The organism is Vreelandella halophila (genome assembly GCF_019903425.1).
GTDB lineage: Bacteria > Pseudomonadota > Gammaproteobacteria > Pseudomonadales > Oleiphilaceae > Halospina > Halospina halophila.
Genome location: NZ_JACHUZ010000013.1, coordinates 1,410,875 through 1,427,854, shown reverse-complemented (window position 1 = coordinate 1,427,854; position 16,980 = coordinate 1,410,875). Strand labels below are relative to the sequence as shown.

Genomic DNA, 16,980 nt, shown 5'->3' with positions numbered 1-16,980 from the left:
GCGCCATGATCCAGAACCGCCTTATCCGCATTCCCGCGCTGATCGCCATCGGCGCGCTCCAGACACTGGCGTTTGCGCCCTTTTACCTGTGGCCCGCTGCCCTGCTATCCCTCGTACTGATCCTGCTTCTCTGCACCGGCCGGGAGGCGAAGCCCCTGTTCCGCGATGGCTGGTTCCTCGGCCTGGGTCTGTTCGGAAGCGGCGCCTCCTGGGTCTACGTGAGCATCAGCGAATACGGCATGACGGCTGCGCCCCTGGCCGCTGTCATGACGCTGCTCTTCGCCATGGGTCTGGCCCTCTTCCCGGCCATTGCCTTCTGGTGCTGGGGCCGGCTGGCCGGCAGCCACACCGGTCGCAGCCTCTGGCTGTTCCCGGCGGTCTGGGTCCTGATGGACTGGGTTCGGGGCTGGCTGCTGACCGGCTTTCCCTGGCTCTATGCCGGCACCGCCCAGGTGGATGGCCCACTGGCCGGCTGGGCGCCGGTACTGGGTGTGCACGGCGTCACCTTCATCACGGCGGCCACGGCGGCCCTGCTGGTCGCCGCCTGGCGGCATTACCGTTCTGCGCCGTACTGGGCACCCATTGCCTTCACCGCGGCGGCCTTGCTGCCCTGGCTTCTGGCCCCACTGATCAACCTGGTGGAATGGACACAGCCACAGGGAGAGCCCCTGTCAGTGGCCGCCGTCCAGGGCAACATCTCCCAGCATGACAAGTGGGATCCGGAAAAGCTCAGGGAGCAGATCCGGATCTACCGGGAGCTTACCGAGCCGCTCTGGGGCCGGGACCTCATCCTTTGGCCGGAAACCGCCCTGCCGGCCACCCAGGGGCAGGCCTCCCGGGTCCTGGATGCACTGGAAAGCCGTGCCTTCAAGGCCGGAACCACCCTGGTTACCGGCCTTCCCTGGTACGGCAACAGCCCGCGCTATCCGGAGCCGGTCTTCCACAACAGCCTGATGACGGTAGGCCCCGGCCAGGGAACCTATCACAAGCAGCGGCTGGTGCCCTTTGGTGAATACGTGCCGCTGGAATCGCTGCTGCGCGGTACCATCGAATTCCTCAACCTGCCCATGTCGGTCTTCCGGCCGGGCCCGGAAAACCAGTCGCCATTGGCATTCGACGACACCAGCACCCACCCGGCCATCTGCTATGAGATCGCCTACGCGGACTTCGTCGCCCGCAACGCGGGGGAAACGGGCTTCCTGATGACGGTGAGCAATGACGCCTGGTTCGGGCGCTCACTCGGCCCGTTCCAGCACCACCAGATCGCACGCATGCGGGCCCTGGAAACCGGTCGGGAACTGCTGCGTGGAACCAACAACGGCATCACATCCATCGTGGACCGGGAAGGCCGCATCCGCACCCGGGCCCGGCAGTATGAACGGGATGTTCTAAAGGGGGAAATCCAGCCGATGACCGGGACCACGCCTTTCATGGCCACCGGCTCATGGCCGGTCATAACGCTGGCGGCCGTTATGATCGTATTCGGCCGCCAACGGCGGAAGCGCAACACGGACTAGGCGATCGAGGCCACCAGCCCGTCCAGTGCCATCAAACCACCCAGAAGCACCCCGCCCAGGGCCAGCGCCAGAAGCGCATTCACGGAATACTTGAGCGCCTTGTACTGGCGCCGGTTGGTCTTCTTAAGTTCACGTACCCGGGCCAGTGCCGGCGAGATCCGCGCGAACAGGCTGTTGGCAAAGCCGCGCTGGTCGCCGTCCATGTTCGGCACTACCGTCAGCCGCATCAGCCCCTTGTAGAAGAAGTTGATCACCCGCCCGAGCAGCCAGGTCGGCCGCTCCACGTCGCACATCAGGATCAGGCGATACTGCTTGGCATCGTTGTGGGCGTAATGGAGGTAGGTCTCGTCAAAAATCAGGTCCTCGCCATCGCGCCAGGAGTAGTCCCTGCCATCAATGTTGATGTAGCAGCGGTCGTCATTGGGCGTGGAAAGACCGAGGTGATAGCGCAGCGAGCACGCCACCGGGTCGGCGTGACGGGTCAGCTGTGAGCCCACTGGCAGGATCGAGAACATGGCCCCGTTCACCGATGGCACCTGGTCCAGGATTTTCAGGGTTTCCGGGCAGCTCGCCTGGGCGGAGTTGTGCTTGGTGCCGTACCATTTGAGATAGAACTTGCTCCAGCCGTATTTCTGGAAGGTACGGAAGCCGATGTCGTAGTAGGCACTGGATTCCGGATCGCTGGTCTGATCGAACACCCGGTTCTCATACAGCCCCACCGCCTCACGACGGATGGTTTCCCAGTTGTCCTGAATCACCTGCAGTTCCGGAAACTGCTCCCGGTTCATGATCGGCGCCCGCGCCCGTTTCTCGGTGAAGAGATAGAGCAGACAGTTCAGCGGACTGAAGATCGGCCAGCCCTTGCGCCAGTACTCACCAACGCTCTTATAGCGCTCCTGGCCACGGAATCGGTACACATAGACCATGGACCCCACAATAAAGGCCACGATCAACACAAAAACGGTCACAGTGACCGGCATGGAAAACCTCCCGGAATGAATGGTTTGAACCGCCACTCATTCTGGGATAGTTCGAAAAATCAAGCAAAGGCCGCTGGCTCAGTCTGTGCCCGGCTCCACATCCGGCGTATGCGCCGTAACCCGCTCGAAGTAATGGGATTCACACCGCTCACAGGGCTCCAGGCGGGTTGTTTCAGACAGTGTCCGCATGTGACCACAGTTCAGACAGCGCAGAACGCCCGCCATGGCGAGCTCGCCCGCGAAATAGTGATCCGCGTCGCTGTTCTGCAGTTTCTGCTGCAGCTCAAGGGTATCCAGACGGGTGGGATCGGCAATCGACAGAAGCCGCTCTACCAGCCAGTCCTCGATCCATTCCAGGTCCGTGCGCAGCCATTCCGCCACGCCATCACCGGTACTGGAAACGAAACCCAGAAGATGGGAGAGATCCCGCCGCAGGTAGGCGGCGAGCAGATTGAGCTCATCGCGGGTGAGCTCCGCCACTTCCTGCTCGAACTCAACCGCGTCCTCAATCTCCTGCTGGAGCTGCTCCCAGGTTCGTTCCTCCGCTTCTGCAAGGCGGGACTCCACCCGCTCAAGCATACGGTTATAGGCGGTTTCGGCACCGTCACTGAGGCGGGGGCGCTGCTTTTCGGCCACGGTTCTCTCCTGCTGATGGGTTGGAAGTCGGCATGCCTACCTGTCACCTTCTCTCTACGCTAGAATGAGCCCTTTCCCGATGCAACAGCCATTTTCGATCCGAGAGCAAAAGGCACCGACCCATGGAAGAGCATTACCGCCCCGACGCCGTCGAGCGCAACGCCCAGCAGTACTGGGAGTCCAACGATGTCTTCGCGGTACGGGAAGAGCCCGGCAAGCCCAAGTACTACTGCCTCTCCATGTTTCCCTACCCCAGCGGCAAGCTGCACATGGGGCATGTGCGCAACTACACCATCGGTGATGTGATCTCGCGCTTCCAGCGCATGCAGGGCAGGAATGTGCTGCAACCCATGGGCTGGGATGCCTTCGGCCTGCCGGCGGAGAACGCGGCCATCAGCAACCGTACCGCCCCGGCGGCCTGGACCCGGCAGAACATCGAGCACATGAAGACCCAGCTCAAGCGCCTGGGCTTCGGCTACGACTGGAACCGGGAGCTGGCCACCTGTGATCCGGAGTACTACCAGTGGGAGCAGTGGTTCTTCACCAAGCTCTATGAAAAGGGCCTGGTCTACAAGAAGAACGCCACCGTCAACTGGGATCCCGTGGACCAGACGGTGCTGGCCAATGAGCAGGTAGTGGATGGTCGTGGCTGGCGCTCCGGTGCCGTGGTGGAACAGAAAGAGATTCCCCAGTGGTTCGTGAAGATCACCGACTACGCCGATGAACTGCTGGACGACCTGGATAAGCTCGATGGCTGGCCGGAGCAGGTCAAGGCCATGCAGCGCAACTGGATCGGCCGCTCCGAGGGCGTCGAGCTCGATTTCCAGATGGAGGACGGTTCCGAAACCCTGAGGGTCTACACCACCCGCCCGGACACCCTCTACGGCGTTACCTACATGGCCCTGTCGGCCCGCCATCCGGTGGCTGAAAAAGCTGCTGAACGCTCCCGTGAAGTGGCGGAGTTTGTGGATGAGTGCCGTAACACTGTCGCCTCCACCGCCGACATGGAGACCATGGAAAAGAAAGGCGTGGAGACCGGCCTGTATGCCCTCCATCCGCTGACCGGCGAACGCCTCCCCGTTTACGTCGCCAACTTCGTGCTGCACGAGTACGGTACCGGCGCGCTGATGGCGGTCCCCGCTCACGACGAGCGCGACCACGACTTCGCCCGCAAGTACCGCATCGCCATCCGGCAGGTCATCAGCCCCAGCGACGGCCGCGATGTGGATACCTACGAGGAAGCCTTCACCGAAAAAGGACTCCTGGCAAACTCCGGCCCCTACACCGGCATGAGCTCGGAGGAAGCCATTGCAGCCATTGCGGAGCAGTTGGAGAAGCGCGGCATCGGTGAGCGCAAGACCAACTACCGCCTGCGCGACTGGGGTGTCTCGCGCCAGCGTTACTGGGGCGCCCCCATTCCCATGCTCACCCTGGAGAATGGTGAGTCGGCCCCTGTCCCGGAAAGCGACCTGCCGGTCGCCCTGCCCGAGGATGTGACCATGGACGGCGTCCAGTCGCCGCTCAAGACCGATCCCGAGTGGGCGAAGACCACCTATAACGGCCAGCCGGCCTTCCGCGAGACGGACACCTTCGACACTTTCATGGAGTCCTCCTGGTACTTCGCGCGCTTCTGCAGCCCCTGGAAAGACGACGGCATGCTGGACCCGGAGGCGGCCAACTACTGGCTGCCCGTGGACCAGTACATCGGCGGCATTGAGCACGCCATACTGCACCTGCTCTACGCCCGGTTCTTCCACAAGCTGCTGCGCGATGTGGGCCTGGTGAACAGTGATGAACCCTTCAACCGCCTGCTGTGTCAGGGCATGGTGCTGGCCGAGACCTGGTACCGCGAGACGGACAACGGCGGCAAGGAGTGGTTCTCGCCCCAGGACGTGGATGCCGAGTACGACGGCAAGGGCAACGTGGTCAGCGCCACGCTCAAGGCGGATGGCAAGCCCGTCCACCCCGGTGGCGTGACCAAGATGTCCAAGTCCAAGAACAACGGCATCGACCCCCAGGCCATCATCGACGAATACGGCGCCGATACGGTGCGCCTGTTCATGATGTTCGCTGCGCCCCCCGAGCAGTCCCTGGAGTGGTCCGACAGCGGTGTGGAAGGCGCTCACCGCTTCCTGCGCCGGCTCTGGCGGATGGTGCACCAGCATGTGACGGACGGGGGCACCGGGCATGCCATGCCGGATGACGCTGATGAAGCCCAGCAGGGTATGCGCCGTAAGACGCACCAGACCATCGCCAAGGTCAGCGATGACTTCAGCCGGCGCCTCACCTTCAACACGGCCATTGCCGCCGTCATGGAGCTGCTCAACGACGCCGGCCGCTTTGACGTCCGCAATGACGGGGACCGGGCCGTGATGCAGGAGGTTCTGGAAACCGCCGTACTGGTGCTGGCCCCTGTGGCACCACACATCACGCACGAGCTGTGGCAGGCACTGGGTCATGACACCCCGGTGGTGGATGCGGAATGGCCTGTTGCCGACGAGTCCCTGATGAAGCAGGACAGCATCGAGCTGGTGGTGCAGGTCAACGGCAAACTGCGCTCGCGCATCCAGGCGGACGCCGAGGCCGACCGCGACCAGCTCGAGGCCCTGGCCCTGGCGGACGACAACGTGCAGCGCTTCATCGAGGACAAGACCGTTCGCAAGGTGGTCGTGGTCCCCGGCAAACTCGTGAACGTGGTCGCCAACTGATCCGGCTCCGGAGGTCATCCATGCCCCAGGCCGCCTGGAAACCCATACTCACGCTGGCCCTGGCCACGGTGCTCACCGCCTGCGGCTTCCAGCTCCGGGGCACGGGTATGGTCCCGGATGCCCTGGCACCGCTGGCCCTGTCCTGTGGTGACGGTGTGCCCGGGCCGGTCTGCTCGGGTTTGCGCGAACGCCTTGACCTCTACAAGCTGCTGGCTGAGGACGGGGAAACCGCCGAGTACCGGCTCAATCTCAGTGGTTATGAACAGGAACGGCGCACCAGCGCGCTGGATGACCGGGCGGCCGCCGCCGAATACGAACTCAGTGCCCGGGTCGCGGTGGAGCTGACCACCGAGGACGGTATCCCCCTTCTGGCGGATACCGAACTGAGCGCCAGGGAGTTCTACCAGGCGGACGAGCAGCAGGTCCTGGCCGGTGAACGGGAACAGCAGGGCATTGAGGGCCTTCTCCAGGACCAGCTGGTCCAGCAGGTTACCCGCCGGCTGATGCCCTTCACCGAGGAGCGCATTCGCCGGATCCGTTCCGAGCACGAAAGCAGCACGGACACGGACAAATGAAGGTCACCCCGGAGCAGCTCCCGGATCAGTTGGCCAAGCGCCTTGATGCCGGCTACCTGGTCACCGGTGATGAGCCTCTGCTGGTGCAGGAGGCCTGTGACCGCATCCGCGAACGAGCCATTGCCGAAGGCTACGAGGAGCGCACAGTCTTCCAGACGGATGCCCAGTTCGACTGGCAGCAGGTCCACGACGAAACCCAGGCGCTGTCACTGTTCGCCAGCCGCCGCCGCATCGAGGTGCGCCTGCACAGCGGCAGACCCGGCAAGGGCCGTGAGGTTCTGGAGGCCTTCGCCAAGGCCCCTCCGGAAGACGTCATCCTGATTGTCTCCGGTCCGCGCCTGGACAGTGGCGAGACCAGCAAGGCCTGGTTCCGAAACTGGCAGAAGGTCGGCCTCCACGTGCCGGTTTGGCCGGTGGACCCGGCGGACTTCCCGCGCTGGCTCTCACGCCGCGCCGAAACCATGGGCCTGAAACTCACCCGCAATGCCGTGACCCAGCTCAGTGAACGCCTGGAGGGCAACCTGCTGGCCGCCCACCAGGAACTGGAGCGACTCAGGGTGGTCGCCGGGGATGAACCGGTGGATGACGCGGTTGCCATTGGTGGTGTTGAGGACAGCAGCCGCTACAACGCCTTCGAGCTCAGCGCCGAGGCGCTGTCCGGTAACCGGGTACACGCCCTGCAGATGCTGCGGCGCCTGGAGGAGGAAGGAACCAGCACACTGGCCATACTGGGCGTTCTCCAGCGTGACCTGAAACATCTTGCCAACCTGCAGCACAGCCTGCGCCAGGGCAGTAACGCGGCCACCTGGTTCAAGCACAACGGGGTGCGCCAGCCGCCACTGAGAAAGGCACTGGAAAAGGCTTCACGCCGGCACGGCAGCCAGTCGATCAGCAGGGCCTGGGAACAGGCCAGACAGGTGGACCGGGCCAGCAAGGGTCAGGACCCGGCCATGCCGCCCTGGTCCGCCCTTGCCGCCCTGGTTGAGACGCTCTCGGCTTAGCCGAACTCGGCTTCGTCGAACGCCATCATGCTGTCGCCGCCATTGCGGATGGATTCAGCCAGGGCAACCGACTGCGGCAGGATGCGATCGAAGAAGAAACGCGCCGTCTTGAGCTTGCCGGTGTAGAAGCCGGAGGTATCGTTCTCCGCCCTGGGCGCGGCTGCCTGCACCATGCGAACCCAAAGAAAGGCTTCAGCCGTGAGCCCGAACAGGTCCAAGTAGTCCACGGCGGCCGCACCGATCTCCGCTGGATTGCCATCCGATGCCTTGATGACGCTTTCGGTCACATCGGAAAGACGTTCAAGAGCCGCCGCCAGGGGCTGGATGTATTCGGCGACCGCCGGCTCATCCTGGTTGGCATTGATGTAGTCGGCCACGTCATTCGCGAAGAGTTCGAAGAATTTGCCGCCGTTACCAACAACCTTGCGCCCCATCAGATCCATCGCCTGGATGCCGTTAGTCCCCTCGTAGATCTGGGTGATCCGGGTATCACGCACCAGCTGCTCCTGGCCCCACTCACGGATGTAGCCATGACCGCCGTAGACCTGCTGGCCGATCACGCAGGTATCCAGTGCCCGGTCGGTCAGGAAAGCCTTGGCCACCGGCGTCAGCAGCGCCACCATGCCGTCGGCTTTCTCCTTCGCCTCCGGATCCTCGGCGAACTTGGCCTGGTCCAGCCACTGCGCCACATAGGTAATGAAGGCACGGCTGCCCTCGGTGTGGGCTTTCATCTTCAACAGCATCCGACGGACGTCCGGGTGAACGATGATCGGGTCCGCCTGCTTTTCCGGAGCTTGAGGGCCGTTGGGCGAGCGGCTCTGGATGCGCTCGCGGGCATAGGCCAGGGCATGCTGGTAGGAGGCTTCCGCCGCCCCCACGCCCTGGATGCCCACACCCAGGCGCTCGTAGTTCATCATGGTGAACATGGCCATCAGGCCCTTGTTGGGCTCGCCCACGAGAAAGCCACGGGCATCATCGTAGTTCATGACGCAGGTCGCGGAACCGTGGATGCCCATTTTCTCCTCCAGCGAACCGCAGGAGAGGTTATTGCGAGCGCCCAGAGAACCGTCCTCGTTCACTTCGTATTTCGGTACCAGGAAAAGCGAGATGCCCTTGGGTCCGGCCGGGGCGTCCGGCAGCTTGGCGAGCACCAGGTGGATGATGTTCTCCGCCATGTCGTGCTCACCCCAGGTGATGAAGATCTTGGTGCCTGAGATGCTGTAGGAGCCGTCATCGTTGGGCTTCGCCTTGGTGCGGATGATGCCCAGATCTGTGCCGGCGTGGGGCTCCGTCAGGTCCATGGCGCCGGACCAGGTGCCGTCGTACATCCTCGGGAGGTACTTCTCCTTGAGTTCCTCGCTGCCGTGGGCATGCAGAGCCAGGCAGGCGCCGGCGGTCAGCATGGGGCAGAGACCGAAGGCCATGTTGGCCCCCTGCATCATCTCCTCGACCTGCCCGACCAGGCTCTTGGGCATGCCCATGCCGCCGTAGTTGGGATCACCGCCGAGACCGACCCATCCGCCCTCGGCGAAGGTCTGGTAAGCCTCCTTAAAACCGTCAGGCGTGGTGACCTCACCATCCTTCCATTGACAGCCCTGCTCATCGCCACTCTGGTTGATGGGGGCGAGCGTTCCCGCTGCGATCTTGCCGGCCTCTTCCAGAATGGCATCCGCCGTCTCCGGATCCACGCTTTCGCTCAGACCGGGCAGAGAAGCCCACTGGCCCGGTGCATCGAAGATCTCGTTGAGCAGGAACCGCATGTCCTGCAGGGGCGCCTTGTACTCAGCCATGGATTGTCCTCACTTTGAACGTCTGCGGGGCTATTCTACCCCGGGATTTCTCACAGAAAAGCCCGCACATGGCGGGCTTTTTCATGCTTACCGGATCATACCGGTTCAGAAAGCGAAATGCTCTTCCTGCATGTCCATAAGGTTGTCCGCACCACTGACCATGGCATCGGCGTGTGCCTTAGCCCGTGGCAGCATCCGCTGGAAGTAGAAGCGGGCTGTCTGGAGCTTGGCTGTATAGAAGGCTTCTTCGGTGGTGCCTTCTTCCAGCTTACGCTGGGCCACTTCCGCCATCTCCGCCCAGAGGTACGCGAGCACGCCGTAGCCTGAGTACATCAGGTAGTCGTAGGACGCCGCCCCAACCTCTTCACGATCCTTCATGGCGGCCGAGCCCAGCTTCATGGTCAGGTCGCCCCACTCCTTGTTGAAGGCCGCCAGCGGCTCGATGAACTCCGCCAGCTGCTTGTTGTCACCATGCTCCTTGCAGAACAGGTGCACTTTCTTGGTGAAGCGCTTGAGCGATTCGCCCTGGGTCATCAGTACCTTGCGACCCAGCAGGTCGAGGGCCTGGATGCCCGTGGTGCCTTCGTAGATGGTACCGATGCGCGCATCACGGACGATCTGTTCCATCCCCCACTCGGAGATATAACCGTGACCGCCCAGAATCTGCATGCCCTGGTTGGCCGCGTCGACTCCGGTTTCAGTCAGGAACGCCTTGGCAATCGGCGTCAGGAAGCCAAGCAGCTCGTCAGCTTCCTTACGGGCGTTCTCATCCCGGCTGCGCGTGGCGATGTCCGCCTGCTGAGCCGCGTAATAGATCATCGCACGGCCACCTTCAGCCAGCGCCTTCTGGGTCATCAGCATGCGCCGGACGTCGGGGTGGACGATAATGGGATCAGCCGGGCCGTCCGGATTCTTGGCCCCGGAGAGCGAGCGCATGGCCTGGCGGTCCTTGGCGTATTCAAGCGATCCCTGGAAGGCCAGTTCCGCGGAGCCCAGCCCCTGAATGGCGGTACCGATACGGGCGATGTTCATGAAGGTGAACATGTAACTCAAGCCCTTGTGCGGCTCGCCAATAAGGAAGCCTTTGGCACCATCAAAGTTCAGCACGCAGGTGGCGTTGCCGTGGATGCCCATCTTGTGCTCGATGGATCCGACGGAGACGCTGTTGCGCTCGCCCGGGTTGCCGTTCTCGTCGGGAATGAACTTGGGTACCACAAAGACCGAGATGCCCTTGGTGCCCTTGGGCGCATCCGGCAACTTGGCCAGTACCAGGTGGATGATGTTGTCCGACATGTCGTGATCGCCAGCGGAGATGAAGATCTTCTCACCGGTGATGCTGTAACTGCCGTCAGAATTCGGTTCCGCCTTGGAGCGCATGATGCCGAGGTCGGAGCCACAATGGGATTCGGTCAGGCACATGGTGCCGGTCCATTCACCACTGATCATCTTGGGCAGATAGGTCTGCTTCTGCTCTTCGGAACCATGGGCTTCCAGCGTGTTCAGGCAGCCGTGACTGAGGCCGGGATACATACCGAAGGACCAGTTGGCCGTACCCACCATTTCACTCATGACCATGGAAAGAGAACCGGGCAGCCCCTGGCCGCCAAGCTCCTCATCCGCAGTCATCGAAGGCCAGCCACCCTCAATGTACTGCTTGTAGGCTTCCTTGAAACCGGTGGGCGTCTTCACCTCACCGTTTTCCAGGGTGCAGCCCTGCTGGTCCCCGGTCTGGTTCAGCGGCGACAGCACCTGCTCACAGAACTTGGCCCCTTCCTGGATAATGGCATTGACCATGTCCGGCGTGGCTTCCTCGCCACCCGGAATCTGCTGATAATGCGTTTCAGTATCCAGCAGCTCGTTCATGACAAACTGGATATCGCGCAGCGGTGCTTTGTACTGGGGCATGGCTCGTACCTCGGTTCATGCAATTAAACGGCTGTTTGAAACATACGTTTGGAGCGGGTCTCATGTCAAGAGACATAACCGCCGTGAATGCATTTCCCAAGGGTCATTCAGGCCGTGGCACGGAAGCCTGAATCGGTGGCGGTCGCGGGGTCCGTGGACGCTAAATCCTCCACATCGCGGAAGAGGCTGATGCGGGCATCCTCCCCTCCGGAACGGTCGGAGTCGGTGGCCTGCGTTTCCGGCGTGCTCTGTGGCCCGTCATCGCTACTGCCACCTTCTTCCTGGCGTGATGACCGCAGCTCCGACTGGGCCTGCAGCAGCTGACGGGTCGCCTCCTGGGCCACCCTGAGATCCTGGGGAGAGGGTTCGGCCGGCGCCAGTGCGGCGGAGCGCACTGTCTGCATCTTGCTGATGGTAGCTTCCGGGTCATCAGGGATCGGGCTGGTATCAATGGAGACCTGCCCACCAACGGCATAGAGCTGGCCCTCCGGTCCCCGCTGGTAGGTGTAGGTGGGCGCACCGGCGTACTGCCCCCCCACCACCTGATGCGCCTGTTCATGCTGGCGCACTTCCTGGTCCCGACTCCTCAGTTCCTGAACGGCCGACTGCTGTTCCGGGGATGGCCCGTCATCCTCCTGCCCCGGCTGGCGTCGGTCGCCCCGATCTTCCTCCTGTCCGGAGTCCGGCCCGGCCTCATTGCGCGGCCGTGCCGGGCGCGGCTGAGAGGCCTCCTCCCCGGCTCCCGGGCCATTACGATCTCCCTCCGCTGGTCCCTGCTGCCGAGCCTGCTCACTGATGGAGACCTGGACGCCACCACTACTACCCCCGTCACTACGCGTGGAAGGAGGTGCTGGCCTGGACGGAACTGTCGGGTTGGAAGGTGTTGCCGGATTGACGGACGTTGTGGAAGAGGATGGTGACGTGCTGCTACTGGACGTACGGGTCTGTGGCACGTTGCCGGAGGCCGTACCGGGAGGTGCGGCGCTTCGGGTTACAACGCCGCCGCCGTTGCTGATCGCGGGCTGGATGGATGTAAGCTGCACGGCGATTCCATTCCGGAGTCAGGCACGTTCATCGAGCAGCGTCCCCACCATCTCGTCCGCTGTCCGAACCACTTCAACGGAAGCCTCGGCGTTCCGCTGGTTGACCTTCAGATCCACGATGGATCCCGCCAGGCTGTTCTCACCGGCACCACCCGGGGCAGCGGCCTCCTGCGGAGGCGTTTCCGTGGTTCCCGACCGCGCAATACGGCTGGCTGCATCCTGCATGCCACGCTGGGCATCCTGAATGCCATTCACACCAATGGACAGGGTATTACTGATCATGGGCACACCTCTCGCCCCGAGCGTTCGTGAACATTACACCACAGCAGTGTTTAAAATTCAAACAGCTCTGCCAGAGCCATTCACTCGCCGCGCAGAGGCAGTGACAGGTAGCGGGAGGCCTCTTCCGCCATGGCAGCCGGATCCTGGGAAGCCAGCCAGGGCACACGCCCCATGCAGGGCGCCGGCATGTACTCGCAGAGGGTCTCGAAGGTCTCATCTTCCCGGGCCATGGACTCCGGGGTGCAGCGGTTGGCCACCCAGCCCGCCAGCCTGCAGCCGTCATGCTGGATCAGCTCGGCGCTGAGCAATGCGTGATTGATGGCCCCAAGGCGCAGTCCCACGACCAGGATCACGGGAAGCTGGAGATCGGTTACCAGATCCTTCCAGGTCTCACGGTCATTGAGCGGCACACGCCAGCCCCCAGCGCCTTCAACCAGGAACAGGTCCGCCGGGCGCATCATGGCGCCACGACAGAACCCCGCCAGACGCTCGACACTGACCCGGCGTCCCGCATCCCGGGCGGCCACATGGGGCGCAATTGCCGGCTCCAATGCAACCGGGTTCACCGACTCATAGGGCATGGACTCGGTCATCCCCTGTGACAGCGCCAGGGCATCGGCATTGCGCAGGCCTTCGCTGGTCTGCTCACAGCCGGACGCCAGTGGTTTCATGGCACGGGTACTCAGGCCATTGCGGGCAGCCAGGCGCAGAAGGCCAGCAGTGACCACCGTCTTGCCGGAGTCCGTGTCAGTACCTGTGATGAAGTAGGATTGTCTTGGCATGGGCGTTATGGAAGGTTCCGGTTATTGCCTGGGTCCAGTCAGGCGCACAAAGGCGACCTGCCAGGTTGCGGGCACACCATACTGGGGATCCCGGTGGCGGTCATAGGCGCGGCGCATGGCTTTCAGGCGCCCCGGGCCGAGTGCGCCCCGGTGGCGCTGTTCATCCTTGTAGCTGGCCCCGAGGGTCTTGAGCTCTCCCAGCAGTGCCATGACATCCGGGTACCACAGCACCAGCGGCTCAACATCAACGGTCACGCCCTCAAAGCCCTCGGCCAGCCGCGTCTCCAGTTCGGCCCGGGTCAGGAAGTGGTTGACGTGGCGGCGGCCGGGATCGGCCTCCTCCCACGCGGATTCTAGCTCGGTCAGGGTGCCGTCCACCAGGGTCGCCAGATGGGCCTCGCCATCAGACCCCAGCAGCCTTGCCATCTCCCGGGCCACGGCGCCAGTGTCCTCGCACCACTGGATCATCAGGCTGGACTGGATCCAGTCCAGGCTACCCGAAGCCAGCGGCACATTCGCGGCATCAGCCACCAGCCAGCGCGCGTCCACGCCCCGCTGTGCCCGGGCATGATCGATCATTCCGGGGGACAGGTCGGCAGCAATCAGCTCCCTCGGGGCCAGCCTGCGCTCCAGCTCCGGCAGGCTGAAACCGGTACCACAGCCCAGATCGAGCCCCACACCGCCCCCGGGGACATTCATCCGGGCCAGCAGATCCAGCGCCACGCGCTGCTGAAGGCGCGCCGCCGCATCATAGCTCTCAGCGGCGGCGCCGAAATCATCGGATACGCGTTGGCGACTGACCTGGTTGAACTGCCGCGCATTCATGATGTCACCTGCTCCAAAGCCCCACTGATCCAATCCGTCACTCCAGCGGCGGAAGCCGGCCAGTGGCAAGCATCCGCCGCCAGATGACAGCGCTCTCCAGCCAAACCGAGCGCTTCCGGTACAGCCCCGCTGACCAATGCATCACGCCCGCAGAACAGATGCCGCGCTCCAGGACCCGCCTTATGCCAGGCATCCCGCTGATCGAGCTCGGCAAGCCACGCCAGGCTGTTGGCCAGCCCCTGCTGGTACTCCGCGGTCAGATCCGGCCACGCCAGCGCCTTCAGCTCACGGCGCACCTGCCTGGGGGAAGCGCTGCCCTGGCTGACCAGGGCGCAGAAGCGCCCGAGTGTCTGCTCCACATCCGTCAGCATGCCCTCCCGGAAACCACGGAAGTCGGCGCCCGCCATGCCCACGGGCCAGTCCGGCGCCTCCAGAAAGCGCGGCGTCGAGCACAGGGTGACCACGCCGCTCACCTGCTCCGGGAACCACTCTCGGGCCGCCATGGCCACCTGACCGCCCAGGGACCAGCCCAGCCAGGGCACCCCCGCCGGAACACGGGCCATCACGGATTCCAAGGCGGACTCCAGGTCCTCATGCCCCACCGCCATCCGGGCCGGCTCCAGCACCACGGGCTCCACGCCAGCGGGCAGCAGGGGCCGCAGCGCCTCTGCCGGGACACCCCAGCCGCCGACAACCACCACCGTGGTCATGCCGCCCCCGTTTCGCTGCGCGCAGCCCTGAGCGCCTCCAGAAGCCGCTCCATGTGTTCATCCGTGTGGCTGGCACTGAAGGTGAGGCGCAGCCGCGCCTCACCCTGGGGAACCGTCGGCGGACGGATCGCCGGCACCAGGATATCGCGCCGCGCCAGCGCCTCGCTCAACGCCATGGCCCGGTCCGAAGGCCCCACGATCAGTGGCTGTATCGGCGTCCAGGATTCCATCAGCCGGTAGCCGAGCGCCATGGCCTCATCCCGGAACCACGCCACCAGCTTCGCCAGGCGTTCACGCCGCCAGCCCTCTTCCCGGCAGAGTTCCAGGCTGCGCCGGGTCGCGGCCGCCATCGCCGGCGGCATGGCCGTGGTGTAGATGTAGGTGCGGGCCTTCTGCACCAGGTAGTCCACAAATTCCTGTGAGCCGGCAACAAAGGCGCCACCGACACCCAGTGCCTTGCCCAGTGTGCCCACCAGTATCGGCACTGCGGACTGGTCAAGACCGCGGACCTCGGCGATACCGCCGCCCTTGCTGCCCAGCACCCCCAGACCGTGAGCGTCATCAACCATCAGGGGCAGATCCCGCTCCCGGCAGAGCGCGGACAAACCGTCCAGCGGTGCCAGGTCGCCGTCCATGCTGAAGACCCCATCGGTCGCCACCATCGCACAGCGGGATTCCGACTCCAGCAGCCGCGCGGCGGCCTGGGTGTCAGCATGGGTATAGCGTTTAAGGCGGGCACCCGCGAGACGGGCACCGTCCAGTAGTGAGGCGTGGTTCAGGCGGTCCTGAAGGATAACGTCATGGCGGCCGGCTATGGCGGCGGTGACACCGAGGTTGGCCATATAGCCCGTGGAAAAGAGCGCCGCCGCTTCGCGGCCGGTATGTTCCGCAAGAGCTTCCTCGAGTTCCTGGTGGAGCCGGTGGTGGCCATTCACCATATGCGAGGAGCCGCTGCCCACCCCGTGTTCACGGGCCGCGTCCGTAAGCGCCTCAATCACACCGGGGTGGTTGGCAAGCCCGAGGTAGTCATTGCTGCAGAAGGCCAGCATGCTGCGGCCGTCCACAACAATCTCCGGGCCCTGAGCGGAGTCCAGAACCCGGCGTTCCCGCAGCAGCCCCTGCTGCCGCAGTGTTTCAAGCTCCGCTTCGTAATCAGGCATTGGCCGCGTCGTAGAACAGGGCGCTCTGGCGTTCCTGCTCCATGCGACGGCTCAGCTCCTCGGCTTCATCCTCGTCCGAACGGTTCGTTGCCAGCGGTTCCGGCACAATGCCAAGGCGCCGGAACAGCGCCCGGTCCTGCTCGGCCTGCGGGTTTTCCGTGGTCAGAAGCTGATCGCCGTAGAAAATGGAATTGGCACCGGCCATGAAGCACAGGGCCTGCATCTGGTCGTTCATATCCTCACGGCCCGCGGAAAGGCGTACGTGGCTCTTCGGCATCAGGATGCGCGCCACCGCAATGGTGCGCACGAACTCGAACGGATCCAGATCCTCGACATCCTCCAGCGGCGTACCCGGAATCTTGATCAGCATGTTGATCGGCACGCTTTCCGGGTGATCCGGCAGGTTGGCCAGCTGCAGCAGCAGGCCTGCCCGGTCGTCTTCATCCTCGCCCATGCCCATGATGCCGCCGCAGCAGACCTTCATGCCGGCGTTGCGCACGTTCTCCAGAGTATCCAGGCGGTCCTGGAAGGTCCGGGTGGTGATGATCTGGTTGTAGTAGCGCTCGGAGGTATCGAGGTTATGGTTGTAGTAGTCCAGCCCCGCTTCCGCGAGCTCCCCGGCCTGATCCTCGGTGAGCATGCCCAGGGTCATGCAGGTCTCGAGACCCATGTCCTTCACGCCACGGATCATGTCCAGCACATGCGGCAGATCCTTCTTGGTGGGGCTGCGCCAGGCGGCGCCCATGCAGAAGCGGGTGGCACCGCTTTCCTTGGCCGCTTTCGCCTGTTCCAGGACCTTCTCGACCTGCATCAGTTTCTCTTTCTCGAGGCCCGTGTTGTAGTGACCGCTCTGCGGGCAGTACATACAGTCCTCAGGGCAGGCACCGGTCTTGATGGAGAGCAGTGTCGAGACCTGCACCTCATTCGGATCAAACCACTGGCGGTGCGCCTGCTGGGCCCGGAAGACCAGGTCGTTGAACGGCATATCCAGAAGTTCGCGGACCTCCTTCAGGGTCCAGTCGTGACGGATGGCATCGGAAGCGGTCATACTGGTGTCCTTATCCTG

General features: G+C 63.7%; 15 protein-coding genes. 4 read left to right on the top strand and 11 right to left on the bottom strand.

Annotated elements, in window-relative coordinates; genetic code table 11:
* The first annotated feature begins 5 nt into the window (after positions 1-5).
* Entirely contained in the window at positions 6-1,517 is a 1,512-nt protein-coding gene (lnt, locus tag H4I92_RS10870; RefSeq protein WP_077530613.1) for an apolipoprotein N-acyltransferase, read from the top strand.
* Here the strand turns inward: lnt and H4I92_RS10865 are convergent.
* Positions 1,514-2,497, bottom strand: a complete 984-nt coding sequence (locus tag H4I92_RS10865; protein WP_077530612.1) for an aspartyl/asparaginyl beta-hydroxylase domain-containing protein — start codon at positions 2,495-2,497, stop codon at positions 1,514-1,516. The two genes, lnt and H4I92_RS10865, sit on opposite strands and share 4 nt — an antisense overlap.
* A gap of 78 nt (positions 2,498-2,575) precedes the next feature.
* Entirely contained in the window at positions 2,576-3,133 is a 558-nt protein-coding gene (locus H4I92_RS10860; protein ID WP_077530611.1) for a zinc ribbon-containing protein, read from the bottom strand.
* 122 nt (positions 3,134-3,255) lie between these two features.
* Here H4I92_RS10860 and leuS point away from each other — a divergent pair, with 122 nt between their 5' ends.
* Genes leuS through holA form a run of 3 tightly spaced genes read left to right on the top strand, consistent with a single transcriptional unit; the run spans position 3,256 to position 7,417 of the window.
* Positions 3,256-5,841: a leucine--tRNA ligase gene (gene leuS / locus H4I92_RS10855; protein ID WP_077530610.1), complete on the top strand. Its 2,586-nt coding sequence runs from the start codon at positions 3,256-3,258 to the stop codon at positions 5,839-5,841.
* A gap of 20 nt (positions 5,842-5,861) precedes the next feature.
* A complete protein-coding gene (locus H4I92_RS10850) occupies positions 5,862-6,416 on the top strand; it encodes an LPS-assembly lipoprotein LptE (protein ID WP_077530609.1) in 555 nt (184 codons plus the stop codon).
* On the top strand, positions 6,413-7,417 hold the full coding sequence (gene holA / locus H4I92_RS10845; RefSeq protein ID WP_077530608.1) for a DNA polymerase III subunit delta: 1,005 nt from the start codon (positions 6,413-6,415) through the stop codon (positions 7,415-7,417). The genes H4I92_RS10850 and holA overlap by 4 nt, the downstream gene beginning before the upstream one ends.
* Here holA and H4I92_RS10840 read toward each other — a convergent pair.
* The 9 genes from H4I92_RS10840 to bioB all read right to left on the bottom strand — a co-directional run bounded on the left by H4I92_RS10840 (position 7,414) and on the right by bioB (position 16,962).
* Positions 7,414-9,207, bottom strand: a complete 1,794-nt coding sequence (locus H4I92_RS10840) for an acyl-CoA dehydrogenase C-terminal domain-containing protein (RefSeq protein ID WP_077530607.1) — start codon at positions 9,205-9,207, stop codon at positions 7,414-7,416. The two genes, holA and H4I92_RS10840, sit on opposite strands and share 4 nt — an antisense overlap.
* Positions 9,208-9,312: 105 nt before the next feature.
* Positions 9,313-11,112 carry an acyl-CoA dehydrogenase C-terminal domain-containing protein gene (locus H4I92_RS10835; RefSeq protein ID WP_077530606.1) on the bottom strand — a complete coding sequence of 600 codons (1,800 nt, stop codon included), beginning with the start codon at positions 11,110-11,112 and terminating at the stop codon, positions 9,313-9,315.
* A gap of 107 nt (positions 11,113-11,219) precedes the next feature.
* Positions 11,220-12,155: a putative metalloprotease CJM1_0395 family protein gene (locus H4I92_RS10830; RefSeq protein WP_179105689.1), complete on the bottom strand. Its 936-nt coding sequence runs from the start codon at positions 12,153-12,155 to the stop codon at positions 11,220-11,222.
* 18 nt (positions 12,156-12,173) lie between these two features.
* Positions 12,174-12,437, bottom strand: coding sequence for a hypothetical protein (locus H4I92_RS10825; RefSeq protein WP_077530605.1), 264 nt, complete (start codon positions 12,435-12,437; stop codon positions 12,174-12,176).
* Between the two features lie 80 nt (positions 12,438-12,517).
* Complete coding sequence (gene bioD, locus H4I92_RS10820) at positions 12,518-13,219, bottom strand: dethiobiotin synthase (protein WP_077530604.1); 702 nt, start codon at positions 13,217-13,219, stop codon at positions 12,518-12,520.
* 21 nt (positions 13,220-13,240) lie between these two features.
* A complete protein-coding gene (locus H4I92_RS10815; RefSeq protein WP_077530603.1) occupies positions 13,241-14,044 on the bottom strand; it encodes a methyltransferase domain-containing protein in 804 nt (267 codons plus the stop codon).
* The gene (locus H4I92_RS10810; protein WP_077530602.1) at positions 14,041-14,754 is read right to left on the bottom strand and encodes an alpha/beta hydrolase family protein; all 714 of its coding nucleotides are present in this window, start codon (positions 14,752-14,754) and stop codon (positions 14,041-14,043) included. The genes H4I92_RS10815 and H4I92_RS10810 overlap by 4 nt, the downstream gene beginning before the upstream one ends.
* Positions 14,751-15,914: an 8-amino-7-oxononanoate synthase gene (gene bioF, locus H4I92_RS10805; protein WP_077530601.1), complete on the bottom strand. Its 1,164-nt coding sequence runs from the start codon at positions 15,912-15,914 to the stop codon at positions 14,751-14,753. Before bioF ends, H4I92_RS10810 begins: the two co-directional genes overlap by 4 nt.
* The gene (bioB, locus tag H4I92_RS10800) at positions 15,907-16,962 is read right to left on the bottom strand and encodes a biotin synthase BioB (protein ID WP_077530600.1); all 1,056 of its coding nucleotides are present in this window, start codon (positions 16,960-16,962) and stop codon (positions 15,907-15,909) included. The genes bioF and bioB overlap by 8 nt, the downstream gene beginning before the upstream one ends.
* Positions 16,963-16,980 lie beyond the last annotated feature (18 nt).